The sequence below is a fragment of the Rhodococcus sp. 06-1474-1B genome (assembly GCF_002258885.1).
GTDB lineage: Bacteria > Actinomycetota > Actinomycetes > Mycobacteriales > Mycobacteriaceae > Rhodococcoides > Rhodococcoides fascians.
On record NZ_NOYR01000014.1, the window covers coordinates 114,675 to 135,489 of the forward strand.

A 20,815-nucleotide genomic window follows, 5' to 3' on the forward strand; every position below is an offset into this window, starting at 1 on the left:
GATTGATGTTGAATGTGGATCTCCCTCAGTTGGAGGCCTTGGCCACTGTGATCGAAGAAGGTTCGTTCGACGCTGCGGCCCGACGGCTTCATGTCACACCATCGGCGATCAGTCAGCGCATCAAAGCGTTCGAGATCGCAGCCGGAGCTGTTCTGCTTCAGCGCTCGAAGCCGGTACGTGTCACCGAGGCGGGGATTCCGTTTCTGCGCCTCGCCCTGCAGATTCGTTCGCTAGTCGCCGTAGCGACGGTCGAGTCAACCGACTTCGATTCCGTCACCATTGCCCTGGCGGTCAATGCGGACTCGTTGAACACCTGGGTGTTGCCCGCACTGGCCGGCGTGTCGGACCGAATCGATTTCGACATCCGACGCGAAGACCAAGACGAATCTGCCGAATTGCTGCGGCAAGGCATTGTCATGGCAGCGGTGACTGCAGCCGCAGAACCGGTGCAGGGATGCTCGGTCACCCGGCTCGGCGTCACGAGATATCGCCCGATGTGCACTCCCGCCTTTCGCGAAACGTGGTTTGCTGACGGGCCTTCCCCGCAAGCGCTGTCGCGAGCTCCGATGATCGTGTTCGACCGAACGGACGATCTCCAGGATCGCTACATGGACCTGTGGGGAGGATCGTCTCGAGGTGCACGACGGAACTATGTTCCGTCGTCCGCCGACTTCTTGGCGGCGGTCCGGCTCGGCATCGGCTGGGCCGTGCTTCCCCAGCAACAGATCGAATCGCTGGAGACGACAGGCGAACTCGTCGATCTCGCACCAGGCACAGGAGTTTCGGTCACGCTGTACTGGCAGCAGTGGAGTCTGCGGACCGCCGCGCTCGACGAAGTGTCTGCAGCTATCGTGTCGGCCGCGTCGGCGCATCTCGAGTGAGCAGCCACTGGCTACCCAGGCGGTTCCACCAGTGACGTTCTATGACCGCTCGAGGCTGCCTGTTCGATCGTCTCGATCAAATGGTGTGTCGACAGTGCTCTAGTGAAATTCGGTGAGTTCGCTGATCCGCTACGGAGATCGCGCTCGTACGAGTCGTACACGCGCGCGATACCGGCAGCCATGGCATCGAGGTGCTCGATGCCTGGCGTGTGATGCGAGTATGCCGGCGGCACGGGCATGTCGGTGAGTGGCTCCCGGCCGCGTGACCCGCTGACCGTCAACGCGAACATGCCGGGGTGCCCTCCGTTCGCACGTAGTTGCACTGTCCCCTCGCTGCCGTTGATCTCCCACAGGAATCCGGTTCCACCGTGGTGCCCCTCGCGAAAGTGGATGCTGGCAGTGGCACCGGATTTCAGCCGGCCGATCACACCGAGCTGATCCGGAGAAGTCTTTCGGCGGTGTTCACCGGTCTCGAGAACCGTGATGTCGGGGCGTCGGGTGTCGACGGCAGCCGACAGTTCGTCGAACTCACCCAGGACGACGCCCATCACATCCATACTGTGAGCCGCAGCGATCGTCAGCATGTTCGCAGCATTGTCCTTGTCGAGGGTGTAGGCGTTGCCACGATCGACCACGCCGCCCAAGGCCGAAGAACCGACCATCGTGGTCGAGAGTACGGTTCCGAGGTAGCCGTGGGCAATCAGGTTGCGCACGTACAGAATTGCCGGGGCTCGGCGCGACTGCAACCCGATGAGCGTGCTGATACCCTGCTCGCTGGCGTGTTCGGCCATCGCGCGGGCTTCGCTCAGATCCCGGCCCAGTGGCCATTCGCAGTAGACCGCCTTACCTGCGTCGACGGCGGCAGTGACGATCTCGCGATGATGAGGAACCTTCACCGTGACGACCACGAGGTCGACCTCGGGACTTCGCACGAGGTCCTGGTGTCCCTCGAAAGTCAGCCCGACCCCGAACGCCCGTCCGGCGGCATCCGCGGACGCCTGTCGAGTCGTACTCAGCGCCGCGATCTCGTAGGCCGGAAGCGCCAGGAGAGCTGGAATGTGGGCCGTTGCCGCCCAGCCTCGTTCGGCATTGACCCCGACGATGCCGACCTTGATCGGCATGCTCATGTGGGCACTTTCTCGAAGAACTCGATCCGAGTTGCAGGCAGGTCCATAGCCACAACCGGCGTCATGCTGGACCCCGCCGCAACCATCGCCACCTGCAGTGCCGGAAGGTCGTGCGTCTCGAGCTGGTAGATGCAGATGAATTCCACGGCCGCGCCGTCGTCGACACTGGTTGTGCTGCGCAGGAACTCGGCCGAGGAATATCCATCGAGCGCGAGCACCTCCGGGATGTGCGTGGTGCGGTACCACTCGCTGTACTCGGCATGGAGGCCAGGGAGGGAACGGCTGTGAACGGTTTGCACGTAGTGAGGCATGTCGGGATTCCTTCTGTGGAACGGATCGAAGTGATACTGCCAAAGCGGAATCATGTCGTCCGCTTGAGTGAAAGGTACACAACCGGAATGGGTTCGTCCAGTTATTGGTAGGATTTGCTCATGATCGAGGAAAACGCAGCAACACATCCGCCGGATCAGCGATCGGACTCACGGCGCAATCGCGTTCGCCTGGTAGACGCTGCTCGAATTCTCGTCGCCGAGAAAGGGATCGAAGTCTCGGCGGCGGAGATCGCCGCGCGAGCCGAGGTCGGTGTTGCGACACTGTATCGGCGTTTCGGCTCGAAGGATGCGTTGATCAGAGACATCCTCATCGACGGCATCAGCGAGGTCGAGGCGGTCGCCGACGAGGCCCTCGCCGACACCGACCCCTGGCGCGGATTTTGCACGTTCTTCACCTTCTTCAGCCACACGCAGGACGTCAACCAGGGGATCGCGGAGTACTTGGCCACAGCGGCCGCGATCCCCTCGTCCGAACAGTCCGAGTACAACGGGCGTCTGCTTTCCAAGTTGAAGCGGATCGTGAAACGTGCGCATGAAACCGGTTGTCTCCGAGAGGAAGTCACATGGCGTGACGTTGTGATTCTGAGCCGCGCGTCGGTCGGTGCCGGTCAGTGTCTCGGCGTTTACGCCGCACCCGATCAAGCTCACCGCAGCTGCGCAGTGATCATCGAGGGCATGCGCGCGGACCCGAAGTCCTAATTGCGGATGAGATCGGCGGCTTTCTCGGCGATGGCGTAGACCGTGGCATTGGTGTTCGCCGAGACCGGTGACGGCATGATCGAGGCGTCCGCAACGCGCAGTCCCTCGATACCGCGCACACGCAGGTCGAGGTCGACCACAGCCATCTCGTCGGTGCCCATGCGGCATGTGCCGGCGTAGTGGAAATAGACGACGAGGCTACGCGCCAGGTAGTCGCGCACCGACGCGCTGTCGCCGACGGACATGCCGGGCTGCATCTCCTCGCCTCGCCACCCTGCCAGACCCGGCGCGTTGCCAATTGAGCGAGCGATCTCGAGCCCTGCTTCCATCACCGCGACATCTCGTTCGTCGCCGAGATAATTGGGATCGATGAGTGGGCCGACAGTGATCGCTTTGTCCGCCAGACGAACCCGTCCGCGACTGAACGGCGTCATCGCCGAGAATGCCAGCGCGTAGCCGTTGTCCGGGCCTGTCAACGTCTGGGCCCTCAGTGGGGCGGTGACTACCAGAATCTGGAGGTCGGGCCCCGATACCGCGCCTGCGGTTTCGATCAGACCGAGGGCCTGTCCCATCAGGTTGTGTTCGTTGTGCGGCAACGGAGACGATGCTTCGTAGAGCACGGTCGACATGGGATGGTCGTGCAGGTTCTCGCCTACACCGGGGAGGTCGAGCACTACGTCGACGCCCATCTCGTGAAGATGTTCGGCCGGGCCGATCCCGGATGCGAGTAGCAGATGTGGGGTGCCGATAGCGCCGGCGGTCAGTATTACTTCCCGAATTGCTCTGGCACGTACCGTGTAGATTCCGCGAGTGTATTCTATTCCGGTCGCGACACCGTCGACGATCATGACGCGTGACACGAGCGCGTCGGTGACCACGTGGAGGTTCGGTCGATCGAGAACGTCCTGACCGAGGTAGGCGTCGGATGCGCTCTGACGGTGGCCGTCGACGATGTTGCCGTCGGAGAGGCCGAAGCCGGTATCGGCTCCACTGCTGATGTCTCGTGCACAGCCGTAACCGATTTCGGCGGCAGCACGCAGCGCGGCAGTGGCGATGGGGCTCGGATCGGACATCGGCCCGACGGTGAGTGGCCCCTCGGTCCCGCGCAGTTCCGCATCGCGTCCTACCGTTGTTTCGGTCCGCTTGAAATACGGCAGTAGGTCGTCGAATCCCCATCCCTTGGCACCCTGGTCGACCCAGGCGTCGTAGCTTGCGCGGTGGCCACGGACGAAGTTGAGTCCGTTGATACTCGATGAGCCGCCGAGTGCGCGTCCGCGGGGTACCGGGACGGAAGTGTGCGAGAACTGTTGCACAACGGTGTTTTCGCCCCAGTTTGCAGATGTGGCGAGCAGCTCCGGCCACCGAAACGGTATGGCCATCTCCGGCAGACTCTCTGACGATCCTGCCTCGACGAGCAGAACCTGCGCGTGCGGATCTTCGCTCAGTCGTGCGGCAAGAACGCTTCCTGATGTTCCTGCTCCGACGATGATGTAGTCGAAGTCCGGGTGGATGGGGCCGTGGAGACCGGGGATGATGGTCGGTGTTCCTGTCAATTGGTTCATGCCACAACTGTGCTGTCCCGGCCGAGCTCGATCTGTTCACGCTCTGGACAGTCCCTGTGTCCCCTGCCACCGTCGGTCGGCGATCTCACCCGTCGATACCGAACGCTTTCATGCGTTTGTACAACGTCGTTCGACTGAGGCTCAGCGCTTTCGCGACGGCAACCTTGTTGCCTCGATGTCGCCGTAGTTCGGTTTCGATGACAGTGCGCACAGCACCGTCGATCGCGCCCAGCGGTCGAGATGCCAAGCGTTCCTGTAGTCGGCCGAGGTCGCGAGGGGTGACATCGCCGGCCGTACGCAGCCTCATCGCGGCGTGTACTTCGGTTCGCAGTTCGGTCAGGTTGCCCGGCCAGTCATAGGTGAGCAATGCGTGCATGGCCGCTGGCGTGAACCGGATCGACGCGTGTGCCTCTGCCAGATACTGTTCGGCCAGTGCGGGAATCTCGTGTTTACGCAGCCTCAGTGGCAGTAGCTCGACCCGGGTTCGACAGGCGTCCACGATCCGAAACACTTCGGGCGACAACGTGATCAACGGTGCGCTGGATACCGCGAACCAGACTTTCGAGCGAGTCGTGGCGGTATACAGGGCGTGCGCGATCGGCGGGGACAGTAGATGCACGTTCTCCACCGCCACCGGCCGATGTTCGTGTTCCAATGCTTCGGTTACGGTGTGTAACCAGTGCTGGGCTGAGTGCAAGACCGTGTCGAGTGCGTCGAAGCCGACAGGGTCATGTCCGTCCATCAGATCGGTCAACAGCGTGGTGCGCCCGGTGCCGGTCTCGCCTGCGACGGCGAACGAGGTTTTCGCCTGCCGAGACTCAGCGAGCTGCTCGCTGATGCGCTCGATTCGAGACCGAGTGCGCGTCAGCGCATGTCCGTCGCTGCTCGATTCGGAACCGGCGGAGGCGAACTCGACGATCATGGACTGCGGGTCCGTCGCGAGAGCGTGCACAGAGACGTCGACCTGTTCACCCGTACCGAACAGATGCATGTCACGTTCGGTCACCTGCGGGTCACGAGCGGCGAGCGAGATGTAGTCGGTGGCGTTCAGGAGTGACGCGGCAGCGGTGTTGGCGATGACGATGCCGGGTGCCATAGCGACGATGGGAATTGCTGTTCGAGGCCCGGCGGCGAGGTGGAAAGCGTCGAGCAGCTGGTGGTCGCTCCGGACCGGATCCTGGGCGAGCCGCGTGGAGATTTCCTGGGCAGCCTGCATCACCAGGCCATGCAGTACTGGGGTGTCGCTCTCGGTATAGAAGGTGAGGGTGATGACGCCCTCGATTCGACCGGTGACCGGATGCAGGATGGGAAACCCGTAACAGCTGAACATCTTCATGGCCTCGAAGAAGTGTTGATTTCCCTTCACTGCGAGGGGCTCTCGTAGTTCGCGGACTGTCGAAATCGAGTTCGTGCCCGCCGTTTCTTCGGTGAACAGCCGTCCGAGCACCGCTCCGTTGTTGGTCAGTGCATCGTCGATACCCGGTGTTCCATGCGTGACGTCGACGAGTCGGACGTTGCGGTCCGCAAGTATCACCGAGAAGTCCGTATCAGCGAAAATGACGGCCAGACGGTCAAGGACAGGGCGGGCTGCCATCGCCAGTCGGCCGCGGTCGGGGACAGTGATGATGTCGATCTCGCGGGGTAGCAGAGCCGGGTCGAGTCCGCTCATCGACGCACGCTGCCATGACAGTGCGATGCGATCAGAGGTGAGAGTCATGGCGTTCCGATCGGTGTCAGCGGAGCGCTGAACGCGATCACGAGTTGTGGAAACGCGCGAACGAGGACACAGCTTGCCTGGTGGTCGAACGATGGCTGAGGCGATTCGATCGATCGGCGTGGCCCAACGCGAGTCCGCATACAATGTGTTGCTCGTCGTCGATGTCGAGCTGCGTTCGAATCACCGCTGAAAAGTCGATGAACGACGCTTGCGGGCAGGTGTCCAGCCCCGCAGCCCGAGCTGCCATCATCAGAGCCTGAAGAAACAATCCTGCGTCGATGTACGCACCGTCCTGGGCACACGTGTTCACTGTGAGGATCATGCCCACCGGAGCGCCGAAAAAATCGTAGTTGCGGCGGTGGTGCGCAATTCTGGCGGGCGTGTCCTTCGGGTCGATACCCAGCACGTCGGAGTACAGCGTCTCCCCGAAGATGCGTCGTCTGGTTCTCAACGGCTCCTTCCAGTCTCCCGGGCTGGGTTGATAGTCGTAGTCGCGCTGCCGGACGGTGTCGGGGTCATCGAATGCCGCGAGCAACGCCGAGGTGAGGGCCGCTTTGGCCGACCCGGTGACCACGTGAACGCGCCAGGGCTGTGTGTTCGAATTGCTCGGTGCTCGGGCGGCCAGTTCCAGCAGCGTTTCGACGACAGACGGGGAGACCGGGTCCGGGAGAAATGCCCGGACGCTGCGGCGGGTCATCAGAGCGTCGCGAACAGACATCGATGCCCCGTTGCATTCGGCGTCATCCACCGTCGGTGTCCGGGTCGTCTTCACCGGTCTGCGGTGGGTCGGATGTCGTACGAGATCCGGCCCGCCGGCAAGAAGAACAGCGCGATCAAAGCGCCTCCCCGGACCTCGGGATAGTGGTGACTCCCGGGGCCCGGCGCCGTCCAACCCGCGCCTTGCCAACCGCGAGGTCCCACGATCTCGGCAGCGGCGTCCAGCGGTACGACCAGGTTCAGTTCGCCGTAGGGGTGTTGGTGATACTGGCCGCGCATGCGGGGGACGCTGTTCATGAACACTGCTGTGATGCTGAAGTAGCTGAGGTCTTCGTTAGGTTCGGCGATTCGGCTTCGCCTGTAGTTGCGCCCTTGGACCTCGATGTCTGCGGCCCAACCGTCGGCAACTCCCGCCGTCACGAGCATCGCGAGGTCAGAATACAACGAGGAATCGGGCCCGTAGTTCTCGTTCAGCCAGTCTTCCAACCCAGCTCCCGCTGTCCGGTCCTTGATTTCACGCAGGAACGGGATGCTGCGATCGATCAGTTGCTGACGTGCATCCATGTGAGCCCACCTCGGGGTGTCGAACGCTGCCCGGCCGGACCGGGATATTGGTCAATACATTACATGCAGTGATTGTAATGTAAAGAGCAATGACCTCGCCCCTGCGGCGTCGACCTCATTCCACGACCGACTACCGTTACACCGAGTTGTTGCAATTGGCCCAAGGGGACACGCATGAGCCGAAAGACGCCCGATTCCACGGCGCCCGATCCAGGATCTGGCGATGACGCACAGAGCCGGGGGCGTCCGCGCGATCCGGCGATCGACCAAGCCATCATCGATGCCACCCGTCGACGCCTGGTGATCGACGGTTACACCAAGATGACCATCGGTGACGTTGCCCGCGAAGCGGGTGTCACCCGTCCCACCATCTACCGCCGGTGGAATGACAAGTTCGGGTTGGTGGTCGACTCTCTGGACTACGGCTTTCGGGCACAGCGCGCGATGTATCCGACCACGGAATTCGACAGCTTGACCGGCTTCGACGCGTTCGTCGAGGCAATCCGGCGAGTGGACCCGTGCTACTTCAATCCGGATGCCATGGTTCTGGTGGGTAACTTCATGGGCGAAAAACTGCGTACGCCAGAACTTCTCAGCATGTTCCGTGAGCATGCAGTGGAACCGCGTGTCTTCATGGTGGAAAACCTTCTACTTGCTCTTCAGAAGAAAGGCGAGGTCCGCATTGATGTCGACATCCATACGGTTGCGACCCTGTCCTTCGGCGCGTACTACGCCGCCTTCCTCCGAGGCGAGAACGACCGGTCACAACTGGCGACGCAGGTTGCAGCAACCCTGTGGCCGGCGATCAGCGCGAACTGAGCCCATCACGATTGACTACCTGCCGTTTCTATTACGTTACAGGTATTGACTGTAATAGAAATGCTTTCTACAGTTCGTTGCAGTCGTCGTTCCGTACCAGGAGGATGCCGACTTCGGTTCACACGATCGAAGGACTGCACATGACGTCACACATTCCGGTTGGCTCCCCCGCTGAGCCAGTCGTACGCGTCGATGAATTGATCGAGAAGCAGCCGATGGGCCGATTCCATCGACTCCTGCTGGTCATGTCCGGCGCCGTCATGTTTTTGGACGGCTTCGACACCCAGGCAATCGCCTTCGTAGCGCCCGCCCTTGCGCTCGAATGGGGTGTTCCGAAATCTGATCTGGGACCGATCTTTTCGGCTGCAATCGCCGGACTGATGGTCGGGTACCTGATCCTCTCACCATTGGCACGTCGCTTCGGGCACCGACGCCTGGTGATCGCGTGCACGTTCGCATTCGGTGTGTTGACTCTCGCGTGCGCCCTGGCTTCCAACCCGACCCAACTGATCGCACTCAGGTTCTGCACCGGCGCTGGATTGGGAGCCGCTATACCAAGCCTTGTCGCGCTGACGAGTGAGTTCGCGCCTTCGCGTCGACGCTCTTCCTCGGTGATGTTCATCTACTGCTGGCTTGCGCTGGGGTTCGTCGCGGCAGGCGTGGTGTCCGGGTTCGTCATTCCGACCCTCGGCTGGCGGTACATGTTCGTGATCGGAGGCATCACGCCGCTGGCCTTGATTCTTCTGCTTGTCAAGTTCTTCCCGGAGTCCCCGCAGTACCTCTTATCCCGAGGGAGAGACCACGAGGCGTTGCAGATTCTGCGCCGGATGGATCCGACAATCAGCGCGAGTGCCCGACTCGAGGCCGCCGCCGAGACCGAAAAGAACGCCTCCGTCTCGACCGGCGTCTTCACCGTCGTACGCGGACGCTGGTTGCCGAACACGCTGTTGTTGTGGGTAGCCTTCGTCGGCAATCTAGCCGTCTTCTACGCGATTCAAAGCTGGCTTCCCACAATTATTTCCACCCTCGGCGGAACCCCCACTGTCATGATCACGTCAACGGTGCTGACCACTATCGGAGGTGTCGTGGCAGCCCTGTTCATCGGGCCGCTGATGGATCGATACAACCCCTTCCGCACCCTGGGCTACGTCTACGTGGCAGGGACAGGCCTCGTCGCTTTGCTCGGTCTCACGCTCACCGGCGGCACGACAGCGATCCTTCTCGTCATTGCATTTCTCACAGGAATGGCAGTGACCGGCGGCCAGATGAGCATCGCAGCGCTGGCCACAGTGCTGTATCCCGTGGAGCTACGATCCACGGGAGTCGGTTGGGGCCTCGGCATCGGAAGGTTGGGCGGCATAGCAGGACCGCTGATTGTCGGCGCTGCACTCGCAGCAGATATGGACGAACGCAACGTCTTCGTCATACTGTCGTTCTTCCTCCTTGCCGCCTGTCTCAGCGTGTTCGTCCTGGGGGCTCGAGTACGGCGCTGAGAAGAATCGCAACGCGTGACACTGGTAACAGGAACCGCCCGAAAATCCCCTGCTCGACGATGTCTCTGCTGCGCGCCGCAGGTAGTCCCTAAGTCCCAGCGCACAGATCGCGCGCTAGTTGTGACAGCCTCGTGACAACGAGCTACTCGTAGAGACAACCATTCAATCCGAAAACCAGCCCTGACCTGCACGAACACGAGGATGAAACCACGGGGAACAGACGCCCTTCGCGGATCTGAAATCCGCTGTCCCAGTTGTCCACTCAAATCCGTGGTAGGCCGCCGAAGTCCACGCTACCACCCGAAAAGCACTGTCCTGGTCCCGAAATCTGGATCCATATGGACTCTGGTGCCCCCAGTCGGACTCGAACCGACACTGTGCGAATTTTAAGTCCCTAGAAGTGGATCCACCCGGACTTCAGTAGACTCAATATTTGTTCATTTGCAACAGTTTTCGTACATCACTGTCCGAACAAGTCCATGCCCGAACGTACCGACTTGTGACACTCTCGTGACACCGAACTGCCGCCGATTCTCCGACACCGGACAGTCCTGATCGGTGTCGGACAGCCACGGTATCGGATGGACGGAGAGCATCCTGGCGCACCGACCCTCTGTGCGGACTCGTGACAACGAGACGTATTCGTCGCCAACCCACATCGCCCTCGAATCAGTCGAAAAGTGCACCGGCGAACCCCACCGCATTGGTCCAACGGCATGTCGGACAAATGCTGCTCCAGGCGAGGCGTTAACCATCCGGCGATGATACTGACGGAAGCAAACAATTGCCGAGTTGCCAACAACAGACACGATGCCGCCGACGACATCGCGCGGAAACGGCAGTTACCGCACCGTCATGATTTGTTGGCGTTGTATTTGTGATGTCTGTATCGAAACTCGACTACAAGGCACTTCTGACATTCTTCGCGAGCCTCCAACGGTCAAGGGCGTCTAGGCGTCCACGGTGAATGCGTGAACGTAGTCCTGCCCACCGAGGTGCTCACATACGTGAGTGGTCGTGACGCGGTTCCAGTGGTGGCCCATCAGAACTGCGAGGCCGAGTGGGCCTATGAGGAAACCGTGCAAGGCTCTGGAGCTCGCGTAGCGGCGAGCGACGTTGCGGATCTCGACGGCGAGGCTGTTCGCAGCCGCCGGTGTTGGAACTACTTTTGGACCCGTTCCCGTCGACGGGGTCGCCGTCACGATGGTGGCGACAGGCAGCTCGGTCCGACGGATCCATTCGGTTGCCTGGCTAGCTGCGTCGTATGAAATGTTGACGATGACCGCAATATCCGGCCCAGCATCGACAGATTCTTCCGTCACTTTTAGAGGAAACGGCGTGGTCGTCTCTTCGCTGGTCCAGATCTGGTCGCTCTGTCGTACGCCGACTTCGTAGCCCAGGACGCTTCGTAGTACGGCACCCACCATGAATCCGGTGGCCTGTCGCATGTGTCCGCCGACGAGGATGCCGGGAGCCGCCGAGCTGCATGGGCACGGTGGCAATGTCGGAAGCCAGCTCGGCCCAGGTATGAGGCGGAGTCGGCGCACTCCCGGCCTGCGACGGTGAGTTCCACCGGCCCGCTGGTGGTGTCGGTCATTCCCGCGAGCACCAGGTGCACGCGCCGGGCGGACGAGGGCGGTAAGGACGTCTGCGGTGGACATCGACAGTTCGTGCGAGAGGGCAGCAGCAACGACTCCACCACCGCCGCGAGGTACGCCTTGACCGCGTCCTCGAATCGACCAAACGTCGCTCGGCCGGTCTCCTGGATCCGTTCGTCCGCGGTGATCGCCGCGTACCCGTGGACGGTTCGCCGGACCCCTCGATAGCCGACGAAATACCCTGTCCTCGACAGCGTCTCGGTGACCACGTATCCCTGCCCTGCGTACATCTGATCGTCCCAGCGTGACCCGTCCACCTCGGTGATCGCCGCACGCAACTGCTCCACCGCGGCGGCGAACGAGCGGACCTCGCCGTCCGTCAACGACCCCGACCCGAGCACGTTGTTCTCCTCCGCGTAGAGCAGCGGGCGACGGGTCACAGCGCCCTGCCCGTGTGGTGGGCGTCGGCGGAACAGGCGTGGACGGCGGCGAGGTTCGGTCATCGATCGCTTTCTGGTGGCGAGGCCGGGTGGGGTGTCAGTTCCAGTGCTGGAAGTACTGCACGATGAAGCCCTCGTTGCGGGGGTTGTTCGGGTCCGTCAGGTAGACGTTGACGTGGCCTCCACGTGCGGCGGCCTCCCCGACCATGACCTTGTCGGGGCCGGTGAGTGTTCCGTCCGGGCCGAGGAGGACCGAGCCCTCCTCCAGGTAGGCGATGCGCTGGTTGTTCGGAACCAGGGAAGCGAGGGCGTCGGGGATGGGGCTCGCCGCCAGTGCTGCGGTCTCGGCGTTCGTCAGGAGCACCCCGGCGACTCCGAATTCCGGGTCCACGATCGGAGTGGCGGCCGATGCTGTGCCCGCGCCGAGAACGCCGATCACGGCCACTCCCACGGTGAGGGCTCCGGCGGTGGCGATGGTGCGAATCTTCACGATGATGTCTCCTCGAAGCGAAGGGATGGTTCGTATCGTGTGTCGACGCTAGTGACGCGCAACAGCTCTGGAATCGGGCTGACGGATGAGAGGGGCATCATCCTCGGGGACGACTGGTCGGTCGGGCGGCTCGTTCGCGGGGCCGATCTTGCGTGCCGGAGCACCCACCGCCCGCGCGCCCGGTGCACAGTGGAGCCATGATTCGCGACCCGCTCCGACTTCCCAGTGCTTCGCGGCGGACCGGATTCACCGATCTCGCCGTCGCCGCGGTGTGTGTGGGCGCGGCGTCGATCACCACCTCGGGTGCCGCCGGCATCGCCGCCGGGCTCCTCGTCGCGCTCGCCGCAGCGCTGCGCACCCACCTGCCCACGGCCGCCGCCGTCGTCGCGGTGGCCTCGACGGTGGTGCAGATCGGCTTCGGCCAGGGTGCCCCGATGACCTGGGTCGGCTACATCGGACTGATCTACTTCTTCGCCGCCCACCCCCGATCGTGGGTGCGCTTCGGGTCGGCTGCGGTCCTGGCAGTGCTCTGCTGCGGCGCCGGGTGGGCGCTGACCGCAGCCATCGACGAGGGCACCGCGTTGGGGCAACGCCCCGACACCGAGATCCTCCTCGCCTGCATCCTGTTCCTCGCCGCACCGATGATGGCGGTGTGGGCGTTCGGCTACATCGGCTTTCAGCGTCGCGCCGCGGTCGCGGCCGTGTTCCGGGCGCGTCAGCTCGACGCGGACCGTAAACGCGCCGTGGAACGGCTCGGGGTGGAAGAGGAACGCAACAGCATCGCCCGCGACATCCACGACGTCGTCGCGCACTCGCTCACCGTCGTCATCGCCCAGGCCGAAGGTGCCAGGTACTCCTTCGACAGCTCACCCGACTCCACCCGCCGCGCCCTCGAGGTCATCGCCCAGACGGGCCGGTCCTCGCTCACCGACGTCCGCACGTTCCTCGAACGACTGCGGCACCGCAACATTCCCACAGACGGGCGCAGCTACGAAGAGAGCCGCGACTTCCTCGTCACCCAGATCCGAGCAGCCGGGATGACCGTCGACCACACATTCACAGGCGAGCCGGGGCAGATGCCTGCGCTGGTGTCGGTGACGCTGTACCGAGTTCTCGCCGAAGCGCTCACCAACGCCCTCAACACGGTGACCTCACCCGCCCGGTGCAGGTCACCGAGACCTGGAGCAGGGCGGCGGTACGGTTGACCGTCCACAACACCGTCGACGGTGCGCCGCCACCGGTGACCGCAGACCACAACGGGGACACCGGAACCGGAATGGGGTTGGTCAACATTGCCGAACGCGTCGCACTCGTGCGCGGCACCGTCACCGTCGGAGAAGCACCCGGCGGATGGGAACTCGACGCCCGCCTGCCCCTCGACCGACACCACGACGACTCGGACTCAGCCATTGACACAGGCGAGGTCGACGCATGATCCGGGTGGCGCTCGTCGACGATCAGAGCCTGTTCCGCAACGGCATCGCCATGGTCGTCGACAGTCAGGCCGACATGTCCGTCGTCGCGCAACTCTCCGACGGCACCGCCGTGACGTCAATGGTCCATGAGCACACCCCGACGTGGTGGTGATGGACGTGCGGATGCCGCGGGTCGACGGCATCGCCGCCACCTCCGCACTGCGCCGCGACCTCGGAGCGGACGGGCCCGCGGTGCTGGTGCTGACGACCTTCGACATCGAGGAAGCAGCCCTGTCCGCCATCGAGGCCGGCGCAGACGGGTTCGTCCTCAAGGACGCCGAGACCGAGTTCCTTCTGGCAGCGATCCGCGCGGTGCACACCGGATCCCAGGTCGTCTCCGCATCGGCGACCCGCCGCCTGTTCGCCCAGCACCGCACCCGCGATCGGCCCGGCCCGGAGTACGACATCCTCACCGACCGCGAACGCGACGTCCTCATCGAGGTCGCACACGGTAAATCCAACACCGAGATCAGCCGCGACCTGTTCATCACCGAAGCCACCGTCAAGACCCACGTGTCCAAACTGCTCGGCAAACTCGCGACCTGCGCGACCGCGTCCAGCTCGCCATCTACGTCTACCGCACGAACCTGCTCTGAACCGCGTCCGGCGGATGTTGCAGTTGGACGTGTGGTCATCGACTTCGGTCGGCCGATCTGCCTGCCGACCGCAGCATCCCAAGAGCGGAGCCCACTGCGCGAATGGTGTCGTCGTCGAGAACCGCGCCTATGCGCCGGTCGAGTTCGCGGTCGAAGACAACAATTCCTGCTGCGAGGATCTCGCGACCGGCCGGTGTCAGGGTGACGAGTGAGGACCGCCGGTCGTCGGGATTGGCGCGGCGGGCGCAGTAGCCCGCCGCTTCGATGCGGTCGACGACCTTGCTGGTTCCCCCGACTGTGATGGCGAACTCAGCGGCGATGCCCTGGACTCGGGCACCGTCGTCGTGGTCGGAGAGGAATCGCAGGACTTCGAACCAGGTCAGGTGCAGGTCGCACTCGGCCCGCAGTGCCCTGTCGATCGCGTTCCACAGGTCGATCTCGTACCGGACGATGTTGTCGAAGAGGGCTGTGTTGTCGTTCGTCATGGCCGTTCCGTGTGATGTGGGTGGATGTGCGGAGTCGGAGCGACGCCCGGCGGTCGGGTCAGTCGGCGACGCCGTCCAACGCTCTGACCTTGTCGATTCGCCCGTGCACGGTGACGATGCCGGGTCCGCCGTTCCGCTCGGAGTACTCGTCGGCGCGATCGTCGCCCATGTACCGGGCACCGAGCCTGCCCGCCCAGCGTCGAGCTTCAGCTGGGTCGTGGTCGATGCGGGCGGTGCCCTCGAACATGACGAACGAGTACGGGGGTCGGTCGTCGTCGACGACGAGCGCGAACCGGGGGTCGCGGGTTAGGTTGCGACCCTTCACTGAGGTCATCTCGGTCTGAAACACCAGCTCGTCTCCGTCGAGGAGGAACCACAGTGGTGCCACATGTGGGCTGCCGTCTATTCGGACGGTGGCCAGTTTCCCGGTGCGCGTTCCAGCCGAGACGAACGCGCACCACTGGTCCTCGGTCATGATGGGCATGGTGCGGTGATCCTGTCGTCGCGCGGAGGGTGGTTGTGTTCTGTCCGGGTGAGGTACTCAGCGCCCCCAGAATGCGTCCTCGGCGGCGGCGTCGGCGGAGAACAACCACATCTCGACGATCTTGCCGTCGGTCACGCGCAGTAAATCGACCCCGTCCATGGCCATGCTCTGCTCATCGCGGCGGCCGGAGAAGTGGATCGACGCGGCGACCAGATCACCGTTGTCCATGTACGAGTGGACTGTGTCGATTGCGAAGGTGCCGGCGCTGGTTTCCATCATCGATCCAAGGAGCGCAAAGACGGCGTCACGGCCGGTGTGGTCGCCGGAGAAGCGGTGCGAGCCCGGCTGGTGCCAGACGATGTCCTCGGCCAGCAACTCGCCGAGTGTGTTCATGTCGCCGGTCTGGACGGCGGTGAAGTAGGTGCGGGCGAGATCGGTGGTGGCGCTCATGAGTGGGTGTCCTTCATTCGTGGGTCGGAGGGAGAGTGGTGCGCGTGCGGTCAGTTCGTCGGTGCGGGTGCGGGTGCGGGTGCGGGTGCGGAGAAGATTCCGAAGTGGTTGCCGGTGCTGTCGCGCAGTCGGGCGAACGTGACGCCGGAGGCGTCCGTCAGCGGCTCCATCAGGACCTCCGCACCGAGGCCGTTCGCGCAGGCGATGGTATCGGCGACGTCGGCGACGAGCACGTAGAAGATCGCGTAGTCGGCGAAGGTGCCGTCGGATTCGAAGATGCCGCCGCCGGGTCGAGGAGCGCCCGGGGTGATCGCGGCGTGGTAGTTCACGCCGGGGAGATCGTGGTTGGGGGTGAAGTTCCAGTCGAAGAGCTGGCTGTAGAAGCTCTGGATCTCCTCGGGCTTGTCGGAGCCGAATTCGAACCAGGCCACGGAGTTCAGGGCGGGAGCAGTCATGATGGGCGACCTTCGCGTCGTCGGGGTGGATGGCCCCGCGGTGGGGCTGTGCAACCATCGTGACATATAGATTCCATGGAAGCAACTTCCATGTATGTGTAATCTGGTTTCGAGTCGGTTGCCCCAGCCGGTCCGCCACCGCACTGCATCACCCGATCGAGGAGAACCGATGACGCACGACGAGATCCCCACGACCACCGTGCGCCCGAGCGACGGAGTGCTCGCTCGGCGGGATCCCGCCGCGGCGCACGAGCAGCCCGCGGCGATCGAGGTGCGCGGCGCGAAGGTCCACAATCTCGCCGACGTCGATGTATCGATACCCCTGCACACGCTGGTGGCAGTGGCGGGGGTGTCGGGGTCGGGAAAGTCGTCGTTGGCGATGGGGGTTCTGTACGCGGAGGGCTCACGCCGCTACATCGAGGCGCTCTCGACCTACACGCGCCGCCGCATGTCGCAGTCCGCTCGCGCCGCCGTCGACAGCGTCGAGCACGTGCCGGCCGCACTGGCCCTGCGCCAGCGACCCGGAGTGCCCGGCGTGCGCAGCACCTTCGGCACGTCGACCGAGTTACTCAACGTCCTGCGATTGATGTTCTCGCGGTTGGGTTCTCATTGTTGTCCGAACGGTCACCGACTCGATCCCACGGTCGAGGTCGCGCTCGACCACGACCTGACGTGCCCGGTCTGCGGAGCCACGTTTTACCCTCCGGGCGCCGAGTCGCTCGCCTTCAACTCCGACGGCGCCTGCCCTCGGTGTTCGGGTAACGGCGTGGTGCGCGAGGTGGACGAGCGCATGCTGGTGCCCGATCCGAGCCTGAGCATCGACGCCGGTGCGGTGGCTCCCTGGTCGATGTTCGGTCTCACGGTGATGCCTCGCGTCGTCGCCGAGATGGGCGTACGCACCGATGTGCCCTACGAGGAACTGCGCGCCGAGGAGCGCGACATCGTCATGCACGGCCCGGAGGAGAAGCGGCACATCACCGTCCCCACCAAGAACGGCAAGCTGTTCGAGATGGACTTCACCTACCGCAACGCCGTACGCGCGGTGGAGGAAGCGATGAACAAGGCGACGAGCGAGAAGGGGCTGAGCCGTGTCGACCGTTACATCAGCACCCACCCCTGCCCCAGTTGCCACGGCGTCCGTCTCAGCGACTCGGCCCTCCGATCGCACATCGGCGGCATCGATCTCGGCCAGGCCACCGCCAAGACGCTCGACGACCTCACCGGCTGGGTCACCACCATCGAGACGTCCCTGCCCGCGGACATGACGCAGATGGCGCGCAACCTCGTCGACACTCTGCTCGAGATGGCCCGGCGCCTCGTCGGACTCGGCCTGGGCTATCTGACACTCGACCGCGGCAGTGCCACCCTCTCCACAGGCGAACGTCAACGCGTCCAACTTGCGCGCGCGGTGCGAAACAGAACCACCGGAGTGCTCTACGTGTTGGACGAACCGTCCATCGGACTCCACCCGTCCAACGTCGACGCCCTTCTCGACATCATGCGAGACCTCCTACTGGACGGGAACTCCGTGGTGTGTGTCGACCACGACGTCCAGGTCCTACGCGACGCCGACTGGATCGTCGAGATGGGTCCCGGCGCGGGCAGAGACGGCGGACACGTGGTGGCGACCGGCACCCCCGCCGACCTGGGAGACGATCCGGCCTCCCGGCTCGGCGGCTTCCTCGTCGGTCGAGAAGGCATCGTCGTGCGCGATCGCGCCCCGTCCGATCAGATGTTCGCCCGCGGACAGATTCACCTGACCACCCATCCCCTGCACACCGTTCACGCGCTTACAGTGGACATTCCGTCGGGACGCATCACCGCGGTGACCGGCGTCTCCGGGTCCGGCAAGACCACGATGGTTCTCGACAGCCTGGTGCCCGCACTGATCGCTCGCGGCGCCGGCGGTCGCCCACCCGCACACGTCTCAGCGTTCGACGCACCGGGCATCACGCGCGTCAACGTGGTCGACGCGACCCCCATCGGAGTCAACGTGCGCTCCACCGTCGCCACGTACAGCGGGGTCCTCGACGACCTACGCCGCGCCTTCGCGTCCACGCCGGTGGCCGCGGAGTTCGGTCTCACGGCCGCCGACTTCTCGTACAACACAGGGTCCCTGCGCTGCCCGCGGTGCGAAGGAACAGGCCAGATCTCACTCGACGTGCAGTTCCTGCCGGACATCGACATCGACTGCCCCGACTGCTCCGGCACGCGCTACTCCCCGGCCGCCCACGAGATCCGCCGACCTGTCCAGAAGGCCTCCGGTCCACCGGACATCTCACTTCCGGATCTGCTCTCCTGCACGGTGACCGAGGCGCTCGAGCTCACCACCGATCTTCGGCGCGTCCACACCCGCCTGCAGACCCTCGTCGACCTCGGGTTGGGTTACCTCACCCTCGGCGAGGCCACACCCGCCCTCTCCGGCGGCGAGGCACAGCGCCTCAAATTGGCGACCGAACTACGTCGCGACCAAGCCGACACCCTCTTCGTCTTCGACGAACCCAGCGTCGGGCTGCACCCACTCGACGTCCGCACACTGCTGACCGTCATCGACCGCCTCAACGACAACGGCGCCACCGTCGTCGTCATCGAACATGACCTCGACATGATCGCCAACGCCGACCACATCATCGACATGGGCCCCGGCGGCGGTGACGCCGGCGGACGCATCGTCGCCACCGGCACACCCGACAACATCGCCGCCGACCCCGCCAGCATCACCGGCCGCTACCTCCACGAGCACCTACGAGTCGGAGTCGCGAACACCGACCCCCATGGTGCGGACCCGGCCGACCCCGTCAGGTGCCGGCGGCGGTGAGGTGGTCTCGGCAGTCGATGTACTCGAGATAGGCATTGCCGGTGATGGGTTCACCACGAAACGTGCCGCGGTAGCGGTGGTTGCCGACGTAGCCTGCTCCGAGGCCGTAGGTGAGGTCGGTGACGGTGGCGGTGTCGATGGAGATGATTCGCTCGCCGGTGGCAGGATCGGTCAGACTCACGTCATCGTCGCAGGCAGACGCATGATTCGTCACGTGGGGGCGCGCCGCGGCTCGGGTTCGTGTGCGGTGACCTTGAAGTCGACGCTGACTGTGTGGGCCGAGCCGTGTCCGTCGACGGACCGGATGTAACAGCTTCCTCGACGACGTCGGCCGGTCCGAGCACCTTCACCAACAGAACCTGGGTCGTGTCGTCGATGTTGAGGACTGGACGAAGAACTGCCGGGAGGTCATCGCCGTGGCCGAGGCGGTGTACACGGTGTCGCACGGTGTGGTCGCGATGGCCTGGTCGTTGGCGAACATCGTCACGCCCGGTGTGCCGACGATCGACATCACACCGAACGAGCGATGCGGATCAGGGAGGTCGGGAACCATCACCCCGCAGTGCACCCAACTCCGCCCGCGACCCGAGGGAGGGGACGCACCGGCGTCTCGGCGTCGAACGGGCGGGCGTTCAGCGAGCGGGTCCGGTTCACCAGCGGCACAACTCCGTCCACCGCAGCCCGCACACGATCCATCGACATGATCGCCACAGCGATAGCCTTTCCTCGACCGCGCTCCGCTTCGCCCGAGGCGGGCGCTCATCTTCGCACCACACCTGATACCTCGAATAATACTAACCCTGCCGGCCATCCGGTCATTGGTCGTCGCGCTCCACCTCGCACGCACCGTGCCGGGTGAGGGCAGGGACGGTACCGACCACCCGGCACGGTACGTGCGAGGTGGGGACGGTCACACAGAATCGGATCGAGTGCACAGCCCACACCGTTCCGAGCGAAAAGTTGTCCGTCCGTTGACAATTCCCTGGCACTGCACTGGCAATCGAATCGCGATGCTTGATCTGTCACCGAAAGTGGTTCGGTGACAATAGATCGAGAGGTAAGACCATGCGCACCAAGACCGTCGTCCGCGCCACCTCCGTCGCTGCAGTCGCCGCAGCCGCCGTCGCACTGTCGGCATGCAGCACCGGACAGGCATCCACCCCCGTCGCAGCCGACACCGACACCGCCGCAGGTGCCAACGCCTCCGTCGACGCGGGCGGCGAACTCACCCTCGACCGCATCGAGAAGCAATTCGACACCTGGCTCGACACCGTCGCGCAGGGCGACCCGCAAGCGATCAACGCTCTCTACCGAGAGGACGCAGTGCTTCTTCCGACACTGTGGGCCGGTGTGTTCGACAGCCCGGACGAACGTCTGGCCTACTTCACCGACTTCGTCAGCAAGAAGCCGACGGGAGCGATAGACGAGTCCGTGCCGCAGTTGCTCAGTCCCACGTCGGGATCGCTGTCGGGTCTGTACACGTTCACCATGGGCGAGTCCGGGCAGAATGTACCGGCACGCTTCACCTTCGTGTTCGAACTCGAGGACGACGGGGACGTCGTGATCGTCGACCACCACTCCTCGAAGCTGCCCGACTGATCCACCGACCACGG

General features: G+C 64.0%; 23 protein-coding genes and 1 pseudogene. 9 read left to right on the top strand and 15 right to left on the bottom strand.

The window, feature by feature from the left end:
* Positions 1–5 precede the first annotated feature (5 nt).
* Positions 6–881: a LysR family transcriptional regulator ArgP gene (locus CH266_RS04060; RefSeq protein ID WP_094714782.1), complete on the top strand. Its 876-nt coding sequence runs from the start codon at positions 6–8 to the stop codon at positions 879–881.
* An 11-nt stretch (positions 882–892) separates the two neighbouring features.
* On the opposite strand, the gene CH266_RS04065 is transcribed toward CH266_RS04060, so the two are convergent.
* Together CH266_RS04065 and CH266_RS04070 are read right to left on the bottom strand one after the other, a co-directional pair.
* Positions 893–2,008 carry a Gfo/Idh/MocA family protein gene (locus CH266_RS04065; protein WP_217900988.1) on the bottom strand — a complete coding sequence of 372 codons (1,116 nt, stop codon included), beginning with the start codon at positions 2,006–2,008 and terminating at the stop codon, positions 893–895.
* Complete coding sequence (locus CH266_RS04070; protein ID WP_094666071.1) at positions 2,005–2,319, bottom strand: DUF4286 family protein; 315 nt, start codon at positions 2,317–2,319, stop codon at positions 2,005–2,007. Before CH266_RS04070 ends, CH266_RS04065 begins: the two co-directional genes overlap by 4 nt.
* A 120-nt stretch (positions 2,320–2,439) precedes the next feature.
* On the opposite strand from CH266_RS04070, the gene CH266_RS04075 reads away from it, so the two are divergent.
* Positions 2,440–3,039, top strand: a complete 600-nt coding sequence (locus tag CH266_RS04075) for a TetR/AcrR family transcriptional regulator (protein ID WP_052053558.1) — start codon at positions 2,440–2,442, stop codon at positions 3,037–3,039.
* Here CH266_RS04075 and CH266_RS04080 read toward each other — a convergent pair.
* The 4 genes from CH266_RS04080 to CH266_RS04095 all read right to left on the bottom strand — a co-directional run bounded on the left by CH266_RS04080 (position 3,036) and on the right by CH266_RS04095 (position 7,599).
* Complete coding sequence (locus tag CH266_RS04080; RefSeq protein ID WP_094714783.1) at positions 3,036–4,601, bottom strand: GMC family oxidoreductase; 1,566 nt, start codon at positions 4,599–4,601, stop codon at positions 3,036–3,038. The two genes, CH266_RS04075 and CH266_RS04080, sit on opposite strands and share 4 nt — an antisense overlap.
* A gap of 85 nt (positions 4,602–4,686) precedes the next feature.
* Positions 4,687–6,318: a helix-turn-helix domain-containing protein gene (locus tag CH266_RS04085; RefSeq protein WP_094666073.1), complete on the bottom strand. Its 1,632-nt coding sequence runs from the start codon at positions 6,316–6,318 to the stop codon at positions 4,687–4,689.
* A gap of 37 nt (positions 6,319–6,355) precedes the next feature.
* Positions 6,356–7,036, bottom strand: a complete 681-nt coding sequence (locus tag CH266_RS04090; RefSeq protein ID WP_032392416.1) for a nitroreductase — start codon at positions 7,034–7,036, stop codon at positions 6,356–6,358.
* Between the two features lie 50 nt (positions 7,037–7,086).
* Positions 7,087–7,599, bottom strand: a complete 513-nt coding sequence (locus CH266_RS04095; protein ID WP_094714784.1) for a DUF4863 family protein — start codon at positions 7,597–7,599, stop codon at positions 7,087–7,089.
* Positions 7,600–7,773: 174 nt separating this feature from the next.
* Here CH266_RS04095 and CH266_RS04100 point away from each other — a divergent pair, with 174 nt between their 5' ends.
* Positions 7,774–8,418, top strand: coding sequence for a TetR/AcrR family transcriptional regulator (locus tag CH266_RS04100; RefSeq protein WP_032392321.1), 645 nt, complete (start codon positions 7,774–7,776; stop codon positions 8,416–8,418).
* Between the two features lie 140 nt (positions 8,419–8,558).
* On the top strand, positions 8,559–9,911 hold the full coding sequence (locus CH266_RS04105) for an MFS transporter (RefSeq protein ID WP_052053582.1): 1,353 nt from the start codon (positions 8,559–8,561) through the stop codon (positions 9,909–9,911).
* Positions 9,912–10,861: 950 nt separating this feature from the next.
* Here the strand turns inward: CH266_RS04105 and CH266_RS25130 are convergent.
* From CH266_RS25130 to CH266_RS04120, 3 genes are read right to left on the bottom strand one after another with little or no spacing between them, the layout of a single operon-like run.
* Entirely contained in the window at positions 10,862–11,338 is a 477-nt protein-coding gene (locus CH266_RS25130; protein WP_255175839.1) for an SAVED domain-containing protein, read from the bottom strand.
* Positions 11,236–12,012 carry a DUF1652 domain-containing protein gene (locus CH266_RS25760; RefSeq protein ID WP_255175840.1) on the bottom strand — a complete coding sequence of 259 codons (777 nt, stop codon included), beginning with the start codon at positions 12,010–12,012 and terminating at the stop codon, positions 11,236–11,238. The genes CH266_RS25130 and CH266_RS25760 overlap by 103 nt, the downstream gene beginning before the upstream one ends.
* A 34-nt stretch (positions 12,013–12,046) precedes the next feature.
* Positions 12,047–12,439, bottom strand: a complete 393-nt coding sequence (locus tag CH266_RS04120) for a hypothetical protein (RefSeq protein WP_032392434.1) — start codon at positions 12,437–12,439, stop codon at positions 12,047–12,049.
* 197 nt (positions 12,440–12,636) lie between these two features.
* Here CH266_RS04120 and CH266_RS04125 point away from each other — a divergent pair, with 197 nt between their 5' ends.
* From CH266_RS04125 to CH266_RS04135, 3 genes and pseudogenes are all read left to right on the top strand, one after another.
* Positions 12,637–13,644, top strand: coding sequence for a sensor histidine kinase (locus CH266_RS04125; protein WP_094714787.1), 1,008 nt, complete (start codon positions 12,637–12,639; stop codon positions 13,642–13,644).
* Positions 13,641–13,874, top strand: a complete 234-nt coding sequence (locus tag CH266_RS04130) for a hypothetical protein (protein WP_094714788.1) — start codon at positions 13,641–13,643, stop codon at positions 13,872–13,874. The genes CH266_RS04125 and CH266_RS04130 overlap by 4 nt, the downstream gene beginning before the upstream one ends.
* A pseudogene (locus CH266_RS04135) lies at positions 13,871–14,510 on the top strand (response regulator). The gene CH266_RS04130 and the pseudogene CH266_RS04135 overlap by 4 nt, the downstream one beginning before the upstream one ends.
* A 35-nt stretch (positions 14,511–14,545) precedes the next feature.
* Here CH266_RS04135 and CH266_RS04140 read toward each other — a convergent pair.
* From CH266_RS04140 to CH266_RS04155, 4 genes are all read right to left on the bottom strand, one after another.
* A complete protein-coding gene (locus CH266_RS04140) occupies positions 14,546–14,995 on the bottom strand; it encodes a MarR family winged helix-turn-helix transcriptional regulator (protein ID WP_032392432.1) in 450 nt (149 codons plus the stop codon).
* Between the two features lie 58 nt (positions 14,996–15,053).
* The gene (locus CH266_RS04145; RefSeq protein ID WP_217900989.1) at positions 15,054–15,470 is read right to left on the bottom strand and encodes a PPOX class F420-dependent oxidoreductase; all 417 of its coding nucleotides are present in this window, start codon (positions 15,468–15,470) and stop codon (positions 15,054–15,056) included.
* Positions 15,471–15,536: 66 nt separating this feature from the next.
* On the bottom strand, positions 15,537–15,929 hold the full coding sequence (locus tag CH266_RS04150; RefSeq protein WP_032392430.1) for a nuclear transport factor 2 family protein: 393 nt from the start codon (positions 15,927–15,929) through the stop codon (positions 15,537–15,539).
* Positions 15,930–15,979: 50 nt separating this feature from the next.
* Positions 15,980–16,384: a VOC family protein gene (locus CH266_RS04155; protein WP_094714789.1), complete on the bottom strand. Its 405-nt coding sequence runs from the start codon at positions 16,382–16,384 to the stop codon at positions 15,980–15,982.
* A gap of 169 nt (positions 16,385–16,553) precedes the next feature.
* On the opposite strand from CH266_RS04155, the gene CH266_RS04160 reads away from it, so the two are divergent.
* Entirely contained in the window at positions 16,554–19,202 is a 2,649-nt protein-coding gene (locus tag CH266_RS04160; protein WP_176457005.1) for an excinuclease ABC subunit UvrA, read from the top strand.
* Here the strand turns inward: CH266_RS04160 and CH266_RS04165 are convergent.
* Both CH266_RS04165 and CH266_RS04170 read right to left on the bottom strand, forming a co-directional pair.
* Positions 19,183–19,383: a hypothetical protein gene (locus CH266_RS04165; RefSeq protein ID WP_141214490.1), complete on the bottom strand. Its 201-nt coding sequence runs from the start codon at positions 19,381–19,383 to the stop codon at positions 19,183–19,185. The genes CH266_RS04160 and CH266_RS04165 overlap by 20 nt on opposite strands.
* A 165-nt stretch (positions 19,384–19,548) precedes the next feature.
* Complete coding sequence (locus CH266_RS04170; RefSeq protein WP_094714790.1) at positions 19,549–19,755, bottom strand: hypothetical protein; 207 nt, start codon at positions 19,753–19,755, stop codon at positions 19,549–19,551.
* 512 nt (positions 19,756–20,267) lie between these two features.
* Here CH266_RS04170 and CH266_RS04175 point away from each other — a divergent pair.
* Positions 20,268–20,801: a DUF4440 domain-containing protein gene (locus CH266_RS04175; protein ID WP_080731770.1), complete on the top strand. Its 534-nt coding sequence runs from the start codon at positions 20,268–20,270 to the stop codon at positions 20,799–20,801.
* Positions 20,802–20,815: the final 14 nt, after the last annotated feature.